Source organism: Acinetobacter sp. B51(2017) (assembly GCF_003711395.1).
Lineage (GTDB): Bacteria > Pseudomonadota > Gammaproteobacteria > Pseudomonadales > Moraxellaceae > Acinetobacter.
This window is the reverse complement of record NZ_PJRJ01000090.1, coordinates 1-882: the sequence shown is the minus strand read 5'-3', so window position 1 is coordinate 882 and position 882 is coordinate 1. Positions and strand designations below refer to the sequence as shown.

At 35.3% G+C, this 882-nt stretch carries 1 protein-coding gene; it reads right to left on the bottom strand.

Annotated elements, in window-relative coordinates:
- On the bottom strand, positions 1-882 hold an 882-nt coding region (locus CYK47_RS15245), incomplete at both ends, for an RNA-guided endonuclease InsQ/TnpB family protein (RefSeq protein ID WP_164709237.1).

The window sequence follows — 882 nt, the reverse complement described above, 5'->3', positions numbered from 1 at the left end:
ACATATTGGCTACTTTTAAGTCCTCAACTACGATCATTGCGTGGTTTTTGCTGAGAGTTGTCGTGACTTTGTGCAAGTAGTCATGCCGAATATTGGCAATATGATGATGTAGCTTGTTAATTTTTAGATTAAGTTTTTTCCAATTTTCACTGAATTTGGTTTTTTTCTTCAATTTGCGTTGAAGCCTAGCTATTTTTACTTGATTGGCTTTAAAACTATTGATCGGGTCAAATACCTGACCATCTGATGTTGTAATCAATTTCTTGATGCCAAGATCAACCCCAATGGCTGATTTTGATGGGTGAAGTGGCTGTTCGATTTCACAATTAATACAAAATGACACGTACCAAAGTCCACAAATTTTCTTAATGGTGATACTTGTAATTTTGCCAACAATTTCTTGTGATTTTTTAAACTTAATCCAACCTGTTTTTTTAGGCAGGGAAACACGATCTCCAATTACCTCACAGTCATTAAATGGCAGTCTAAAGGATTGCTCACCATCTGATTTTTTCTTAAATCGTGGCATAAGTGGTCTGAGTTGAACCTCACCACCATCAGGCAATTTAAAGAATTTTGGTTTCTTCGCTTTAAAAGGTTTTTGCTTTAGCTTGGCTTGCTCTTTCGGATTAAAAAACTTATCCCACGCCTTAGCTAAATCTTTAATTTTTTGCTGTAGGCAAGCTGAATATGTTTGACCAAGAAAAGAAAATTCAGGTGTTTTTTTAAGAGGGAGTAATTTTTTTTCAATGGTTTCGTAGCGGATACGTTCATTTTTAGCGAACATTTCAAACGATTTAGCAAGAACTTGATTCCACACAAAACGAGCAGAACCTATTGCTTGATTAAGCAATATTTCCTGTTCTTTATTAGGCAAAAGCC